Raw genomic sequence first — 7,441 nt, 5'->3', positions numbered from 1 at the left:
GTGCCCGGACGAGTGCCGCGAGATGGCCGGGCGGGACGGGCGGGCGCGGCGGCAGCCCGGCCATCTCGCGGCACTCGTCCGGGCACTGCGCGCAGGCCCGGGCCGAGACCTGCCACGCCTCGGCGTAGGCGTCCCGCAGCACCCGCGCCGCGCCCTTGCCGCGCTCGGTCGCGATCGAGGGCTGCCGCGCGAACGCGTAGGTGACGCGCAGGACGCCGGGCCGGCCGGTGGTCAGGTGGAAGCTGGGGGACCGCTTGACCGCACGCGACAGCAGCTCCGCACCCGAGTGCGGAGCCCCCAGGATGAACACCGGGCGGCGGACCTTGGTGCCGTTGACCACCAGGATGTGCGGCGTCGACCTCATACGGGGCACAGTTTGTCACCTTTTGCGGGCCGGTCGGTCCGTGACCCTGCGTAAGGGCCCGCCCGATACCCATCCGTTAACCGGGACGGACGCCGCCCGCCGCGTCCACCCCGCGGCGGCGCCTACCATGTCAGGGTGGACGCTCCCCTGACGCTCGCCGAGCTTTTGCCCAAGGTCGCGGCGATCACCGTGCTGACCGGCGCCGGGATCTCCACCGACAGCGGCATCCCCGACTTCCGCGGCCCGCAGGGCGTCTGGACGAAGGACCCGGCGGCGGAGGCGATGTCCACGATCGGCGCCTACCTCGCCGACCCCGAGGTGCGGCGCCGCGCCTGGCGGTCCCGCCGCGACAACCCCGTCTGGGACGCCGAGCCCAACGCCGCGCACGCCGCGCTCGCCGAACTGGAGCGGGCCGGGCGGCTGCGCGCCCTGATCACCCAGAACATCGACGGCCTGCACCAGCGCGCCGGCTCGTCCGCCGCCAAGGTCATCGAGATCCACGGCACCGTGCGGGACGCCGTCTGCCTGTCCTGCGACCTGCGCACCCCCATGCCGGAGGTCCTCGCCCGCGTCGACGCCGGCGAGGACGACCCGCCGTGCGCCGGCTGCGGCGGCGTGCAGAAGTCCGCGACGATCTCCTTCGGGCAGGCCCTGGACCGGGACGTCCTGGACGCGGCGATCGCCGCCGCCCGCTCCTGCGACCTGTTCCTGGCCGTCGGCACCTCGCTGACCGTGCAGCCCGCCGCCGGCCTCTGCCTGGAGGCGATCGACCACGGCGCCCGGCTGGTGATCATCAACGCCGAGGAGACGCCGTACGATGGGCTGGCCGACGCGGTGCTGCGCCGGCCGATCGGCGAGACGCTGCCCCGGCTCGCCGGCCTCGCGTTCGGCACGGGGCCGTGACCCGGTGGCGATGATCTGTTGGCGGGTCGTGACCGGGAGCCTCTTCCACTGGCGTCCGGATCCTGACAAGCTCTATCCGTCGCGGTGCGAGGAGGGATCGGGTTGAAAAGCGGGGGCGCCCGCGCGGAGACGGCCGACGGGCCGCCGGCCGCGGCCGCCGTCGGCGTGCCCGGCGGTCGCAGCCTCACCCGGAAGACCCGCAGGTACGGGCGGTTGCGGCCCGGCGACCGGGTCGCGGTGATCGCGCCCAGCGGTCCGGCCGAGCCCGCCCGGCTGCAGGCCGGCTGCGCCGCGCTGCGCGACCTCGGCCTTGACGCGGTGGTCGGGAAGCACGCCTTCGACCGTGTCAACCTGGGCGCCACGGGACCCGTCCGCGACGACTGGCACCGGCTGGCCGGCAGCGACGCCGACCGGGCCGCCGACCTGCGGGACGCCTGGTGCGACCCGCACGTCCGCGCGGTGGTCTGCGCGCGGGGCGGCTACGGCGCGACCCGCGTCCTCGACCACCTCGACTGGGACGCCCTGGAGGCCGCGACGGACTCGTCCGCGACACCGAAGATCCTGCACGGCTCCAGCGACATCACCGCACTGCACGCCGCTTTTGGAACGCGCCTGGGAGTCACGACGTCCTTCGGTCCCATGCCCGCCGGCCTCCTCGCCGAGGACGAACCCGGCGGCGACACGCTCGACACCCTGCGCGCGGCCCTGTTCGGCGGCCCCGTCACCCTTCCCGGCACGCACGTCCTCCGGCCGGGACGCGCCGAGGGCCCGCTCACCGGCGGCACCCTCTCGCTCCTCGTGGCGCTGCTCGGCACCCCGTACGCCCCGCCGCCCGCCGCCGGCCGCATCGTGTTCCTGGAGGACGTCACCGAGGCGCCCTACCGGATCGACCGGATGCTCGTCCAGCTGCTGCAGTCCGGCTGGCTCGACGGCGCGGCCGGGGTGGCGCTCGGCTCCTGGCGCGACTGCGGCGACCCCGCCGAACTGGACGCGGTGTTCGCCGCCCGGCTCGGCCCGCTCGGCGTCCCGGTCCTGGCAGGGGTCCCCGCCGGGCACGGCCCGCGCCAGCTGACCCTCGAACTCGGCGCCCCCGCGGTGCTGACGGCTTCCCCGCAAGATCCGCACCCCGCCGTGCCGGAACCCGGCGCGCTCACCCTCGAAGCGCCCCCGGGAGGTGCGCGATGAGCGGCCGCCATGCCCGTCCCGAAGCCTGGGACGACGGGACCCTCGACTCGCTGCTCGTACTGGTCGCCGAGAGCCTCGGCTACCGCTGCACCCGCGCCGCCGGCGAGGTGATGCTGCTGGAGGGCGCGAACCGGCTGCACGTCAGCCTGCGCGACCTGCGGCAGCTCGCCCGCCTCGTGCCGCGCAACGACTGGCCGGCGCTGGTCTCCGACCACGTCACCACGATCGTCACCGCGATCGAGGAGCCCCTCGACCTCAGCGACTTCGACCTCGCCCAGCACCTGCTGCGCACCCGCATCTACCCGGCCGAGGCCGACAACGGCGTCCTCGCCGCCCGGCCGTTCGCGCCCGGCCTGATCGAGGCCGTCGTCGTCGACACGCCCACCACCGTGCGGACCGTCACGACCGAGGAGATGAACGGCTGGCCGGTGTCCGGCGACGCGCTGTTCATGCTCGGCCGCGCCAACGTACGCGCCGACGGCCCCCTGCAGCTGGACGAGCAGGACCTCGGCGGCGTCCGCGTCTCCGTCCTGCACGGCTGGACGTTCTACGCCGTCACCCACCTGGCGTGGCTGGAGGAGTACCTGCCGATCGGCCCGTACGGGGCACTGGTCATCGCACCGAACCGCAGCCTCATCGTCGCCCACCCCCTCCGCATCGCCGAAGGGCACCCGAGGGCCCGCTACCGCGCGGCCGTGGCGGCGGCGACCGAGCTCCAGGCGCAGGCCCACCGCGCCTACGAGGAGGGCCCCGGCTCGCTCAGCCCGCACCTGTACTGGTGGCGCGCCGGTGAGCTGACCTACCTGGAGACCCGCTACGAGGGCGACACGATGGTGCTCCCCGAGGAGTTCGCCTCCGTCCTGGCCACGCTGGCCGCAGAGCGGTGAGTGACGACCGCAGCGGAGCGCCAGCGGAGCGAGGATCGTCGGGCACCGACCTTCGGGGGTCTGGGGGTCGCCCCCCAGATGGGCACAGAGCGCTGATCATGCGGGTCGTCGTCGCGCCCGACTCGTTCAAGGGGAGCCTGTCGGCGGCGGAGGTGTGCGCCGCCGTCGAGGCCGGCGTCCGCCGGGCCGTGCCGCACGCCGAGGTGGCCGCCGTGCCGATGGCGGACGGCGGCGAGGGCACCCTGGACTGCTTCCTGCGCGCCCGTGGCGGCGACGCCGTCGAGGTCGCCGCCACCGACCCGCTGGGCCGCCCGGTCAAGGCCCGCTACGCGCTGTCCGGCGACGGGCGGTCCGCGGTGGTGGAGCTGGCGGCCGCGTCGGGGCTGCCGCTGGTGGAGGACGTCCCGCCGGACCCGATGAACGCCGCCACCACCGGCACCGGCGAGCTGATCGCCGACGCGGTGCGGCGCGGCGCCCGCGACGTCCTCGTGTGCATCGGCGGCAGCGCCAGCACCGACGGCGGCACCGGGCTGCTGCGGGCTCTGGGCGTCCGTTTCCTGGACGCCGCCGGGAACGAGCTGCCGCCGGGCGGCGCGGCCCTCGCCCGGCTCGCCTCGATCGACGACTCCGGGGTGCCGGACGCGGTCCGCGCGGCCCGGTTCCGGGTCGCCTGCGATGTCACCAACCCGCTCGCCGGGCCGGACGGCGCCGCCGCCGTGTTCGGCCCGCAGAAGGGCGCATCGCCCGGCCAGGTCGCCGAGCTGGACGCCGCCCTCACCGTCTTCGCGGACGTGCTGGCCGCGCGCGGCGGCGTCCGCGTCCACGACCTGCCCGGTGCGGGCGCGGCCGGCGGCACGTGCGGCGGCCTCGTGGGCGTGCTCGGCGCGGAACCGTCCGGCGGCGCCCTCCTCGTGGCCGAGGCGGTCGGGCTCCCGGCCGCGCTCACCGGCGCCGACCTCGTCATCACCGGCGAGGGCCGGGTGGACGGGCAGAGCGCCGGCGGCAAGGTCGTCTCCGCCGTCGCGACGCTCGCGCGGGGCCACAGCGTCCCGTGTGTCGCGCTGGCCGGCGGCGTGGCCGGACCCCTGGACGAACTCCACGCGCTCGGCCTCACCGCCGCTTTCAGCCTCGCCGACGGCCCGAGCACCCTGGACGACCTGAAGGCGCACGCCGCCCCCCTCCTGACGGCGGTAGCGGAACAAATCACCCGCCTCTTCGCGCGCTAACCCTCCGTTGACTTGCGGCGTGTTGCCCTTATGGGGCGCCCCATAAGGGCAACACGCCGCAAGTCAACGGGCGCTAGGCGTGCGTGGGTTCCGGGGTCGGTTGCGGGGCTGCTTCCTTGGCCGGGGGCTTGATGGTCAGGATCGGCAGGAAGACGTGGGTCAGCGGGCCGATCGCTACCGCGTATAGGAGCGTTCCAATGCCGACCGTGCCGCCGAGCAGCCAGCCGGCGGCGAGCACGGTCAACTCGATCCCGGTCCGGACGACGCGGACCGAGTGGCCGCGCGCGGCGATGCCGGTCATCAGCCCGTCGCGAGGGCCGGGTCCGAGGCCCGCGCCGATGTAGCAGCCGGTCGCGACACCGCCCACGAGGACCGCGACGACGAGGTACGCCGAGCGCGCCGCGAGGGCGTCGGGCTCGGGCAGCAGCCACAGGAACAGGTCGGCGAACACGCCGATGAGCAGCACGTTGCTGATCGTCCCGATCCCGGGCCGCTGCCGCAGCGGGATCCACGCGAGCATCACGACGGCGCCCGCGATGATGATCCACGCGCCGATGGACAGGCCGAAGCGCCGGGACAGGCCCTGGTGGAAGACGTCCCACGGATCGTTCCCGAGGCCGGACGACACCTGGAGCGCGATCCCGAAACCGTACAAGGCCAATCCGACGTAAAGCTGCACGAGTCGCCGTGCCATCAAGGCCATTATCCGCTCCTTGCGCCATCAGTGGCCATCTTCTGGACCAGATTGGCGTGAAGTGGACTGGTCTTTATAGGGCCAATTGTGCGAAAGTGGCTTGTATGAGCACCCGTTACGTGAGCGGCCCGCACCTGGCCCGGCTACTGGGCGACGTGTCGGCGGAGCGCCCGGTGTACGCCGCGCTGGCCCGGTCGGTGCGCGGCCTCGTCCTGGACGGGCGGCTCGCGCTGCGCACCCGGCTGCCCGCCGAACGGGACCTGGCCGCCGCCCTCGGCGTCAGCCGCACCACGGTGACGACCGCCTACGACCGGCTGCGCGAGGAGGGCTACATCGAGAGCCGGCAGGGCGCGGGCAGCTGGACGGCGCTGCCGCCGGTGCGGATGTCGTCGGCCGAGCGGCGCACCGCGCCGCCCGGCGGCCGGTTCGGCAAGGCCTACCCGGCGCCGGACGACGCGTCCTTCATCGACCTCGGCTGCGCCACCCCCGCAGCCCCGGCGATCTTCGAGGAGGCCGTCGCCGCCGCCGTCGACGAGCTGCCCCGCTACAGCTCCGGGCCCGGCTACGAGCCGGCCGGGCTGGCGTGCCTGCGGCAGGTCATCGCGGACGGGTACGCGGCGCGCGGCGTCCCGACCCGCGCCGACCAGATCGTCGTCACGACCGGCGCGCAGCACGCGTTCACGCTGCTGACGCAGCTGCTGGTGGAGGCGGGCGACGCGGTCATGGTCGAACGCCCCACCTACCCGCACGCGCTGGGCGCGCTGCGCCGCCGCGGCGCCCGCCTCGTCCCCGTCGGCGTCAACGAGGGCTGGGACATCGAGCTCATCGCGGGCGCCATGCGGCAGGCCGCCGTCCGGATGGCCTACACGATCCCCGACTTCCAGAACCCGACCGGATACCTGATGGGGGCGGACGACCGGGCCGCGCTCGTGGACGCCGCCCGCCGCGCCGACGCGTTCCTCGTCACCGACGAGACGTTCGCCGAGCTGGCGCACGACCCGGACGCGCCGCGCGAGGCGCCGCTCGCCGCCTACGACACCGGCGGGCGGGTCGTCACGGTCGGGTCGGCGTCCAAGCTGCTGTGGGGCGGGCTGCGCATCGGCTGGGTCCGCACGACCGCGCCGCTGGCCCGCCGCCTGGTGGTGGCCCGCGAGCCGTTCGACATGGCCAGCCCGGTGCTCGACCAGCTGATCGTCCGGGAGCTGCTGCTGCGGGTCGAGGAGGTCCGCGCCGAGCGGGCCGAGACCCTGCTGCGCGCCCGGGACGCGCTCGCCGGGGCGCTGCGCGAGCTGCTGCCCGGCTGGGAGTTCCGGCCGCCCGCCGGCGGCATGTCGCTGTGGGCGCGGATCGGCGCGCCTGTCGCGACGGCGCTCGCCGAGACGGCCGAGCGGCTCGGCGTCCGGGTCGTCGCCGGGCCGGTGTTCGGCGCGGACGGCGTCCTGGAGGACTACGTCCGGCTGCCGTACGTGCTGCCGCCGGACACGCTGCGGACGGCCGCCGAGCGCCTCGCCCTGGCCTACCGGGAGGTCCAGGCCGCCCCGGCCGCCCGCCCGCTGCCCGCCTACGTCTGACCCGGGGGGCTAGGGCGCGCCCTGGATGTAGCCGACGAGGTGCTCGCGCTCGCTCTCCAGCTCGTCGATGGCGCTCTTGACGACGTCGCCGATGCTGACGATCCCGGTGAGCCGGCCGTCCTCGACGACGGGCACGTGCCGGAACCGGTGCTCGGTCATGGTGCGCCGCAGGTCCTCCACCTGGTCGCCGGGGCCGCAGCTGCGGACCTCCGCGGTCATGATGTCGGAGACGGGCCGGTCGAGCAGCCCCGCGCCGCGGTCGTGCAGCCGCCGCACCACGTCCCGCTCGGACACGATGCCGGAGATCGACGTGCCGTCGGGCGAGACGACCACCGCCCCGATGTTGTGCTCGGCCAGGACGGCGAGCAGCTGCCGCACGGTGGCATCGGGCCCCACCGTGGCCACCGTGTCTCCCTTCCGCCGCAGGATGTCGCGAATCCGCATGCCTCACGCTCCGGTGCCGGTCGCCGGGCCGATGCCGCCCGGCTGGTTCCTGCCAAGGTCGCATGTTCCGGCGCGCAGGAAAACCCCGTGCGGGCCAAAACCGGCTACGGAGCCAGCAGCCGGCCGAGCGCGCCGAGCGCGGGCGTGAGGACGCGGCCGGCGGGCCC

Annotated in this window: 7 protein-coding genes and 1 pseudogene; 5 read left to right on the top strand and 3 right to left on the bottom strand. The window is 75.3% G+C overall.

Going from position 1 to position 7,441, the window contains the following annotated elements:
- Positions 1–364 (bottom strand): annotated as a pseudogene (locus HUX53_RS05560) (sulfotransferase); the annotation flags it as partial.
- A 135-nt stretch (positions 365–499) separates the two neighbouring features.
- Between HUX53_RS05560 and HUX53_RS05555 the strand changes: the two are divergent.
- From HUX53_RS05555 to HUX53_RS05540, 4 genes are all read left to right on the top strand, one after another.
- On the top strand, positions 500–1,267 hold the full coding sequence (locus HUX53_RS05555) for a Sir2 family NAD-dependent protein deacetylase (RefSeq protein ID WP_176402096.1): 768 nt from the start codon (positions 500–502) through the stop codon (positions 1,265–1,267).
- A gap of 102 nt (positions 1,268–1,369) precedes the next feature.
- Positions 1,370–2,452: an LD-carboxypeptidase gene (locus HUX53_RS05550; RefSeq protein WP_255204957.1), complete on the top strand. Its 1,083-nt coding sequence runs from the start codon at positions 1,370–1,372 to the stop codon at positions 2,450–2,452.
- Entirely contained in the window at positions 2,449–3,339 is an 891-nt protein-coding gene (locus HUX53_RS05545; RefSeq protein WP_176402095.1) for a hypothetical protein, read from the top strand. The genes HUX53_RS05550 and HUX53_RS05545 overlap by 4 nt, the downstream gene beginning before the upstream one ends.
- Before the next feature lie 98 nt (positions 3,340–3,437).
- A complete protein-coding gene (locus HUX53_RS05540; protein WP_176402094.1) occupies positions 3,438–4,565 on the top strand; it encodes a glycerate kinase in 1,128 nt (375 codons plus the stop codon).
- A 73-nt stretch (positions 4,566–4,638) separates the two neighbouring features.
- On the opposite strand, the gene HUX53_RS05535 is transcribed toward HUX53_RS05540, so the two are convergent.
- Positions 4,639–5,268, bottom strand: a complete 630-nt coding sequence (locus tag HUX53_RS05535; RefSeq protein ID WP_176402093.1) for a YitT family protein — start codon at positions 5,266–5,268, stop codon at positions 4,639–4,641.
- A 95-nt stretch (positions 5,269–5,363) separates the two neighbouring features.
- On the opposite strand from HUX53_RS05535, the gene HUX53_RS05530 reads away from it, so the two are divergent.
- The gene (locus tag HUX53_RS05530) at positions 5,364–6,830 is read left to right on the top strand and encodes a PLP-dependent aminotransferase family protein (RefSeq protein ID WP_176402092.1); all 1,467 of its coding nucleotides are present in this window, start codon (positions 5,364–5,366) and stop codon (positions 6,828–6,830) included.
- A gap of 9 nt (positions 6,831–6,839) precedes the next feature.
- Here the strand turns inward: HUX53_RS05530 and HUX53_RS05525 are convergent, their stop codons facing one another.
- Positions 6,840–7,274 (bottom strand): CBS domain-containing protein, encoded by a 435-nt coding sequence (locus HUX53_RS05525; RefSeq protein ID WP_176402091.1) that lies wholly within the window; start codon positions 7,272–7,274, stop codon positions 6,840–6,842.
- Between the last annotated feature and the right edge of the window lie 167 nt (positions 7,275–7,441).

Source organism: Actinomadura sp. BRA 177 (genome assembly GCF_013372625.1).
In the GTDB taxonomy this organism is placed as follows: domain Bacteria; phylum Actinomycetota; class Actinomycetes; order Streptosporangiales; family Streptosporangiaceae; genus Spirillospora.
This window is presented reverse-complemented; position numbering and strand designations above follow the sequence as displayed.

What these genes read in the sequence shown, in the direction of transcription:
- HUX53_RS05535 (WP_176402093.1), bottom strand. Translation starts at nt 5,268, where the DNA reads ATGGCCTTGATGGCACGGCGACTCGTGCAGCTTTACGTCGGATTGGCC.
- HUX53_RS05540 (WP_176402094.1), top strand. Translation starts at nt 3,438, where the DNA reads ATGCGGGTCGTCGTCGCGCCCGACTCGTTCAAGGGGAGCCTGTCGGCG.
- HUX53_RS05530 (WP_176402092.1), top strand. Translation starts at nt 5,364, where the DNA reads ATGAGCACCCGTTACGTGAGCGGCCCGCACCTGGCCCGGCTACTGGGC.
- HUX53_RS05525 (WP_176402091.1), bottom strand. Translation starts at nt 7,274, where the DNA reads ATGCGGATTCGCGACATCCTGCGGCGGAAGGGAGACACGGTGGCCACG.
- HUX53_RS05545 (WP_176402095.1), top strand. Translation starts at nt 2,449, where the DNA reads ATGAGCGGCCGCCATGCCCGTCCCGAAGCCTGGGACGACGGGACCCTC.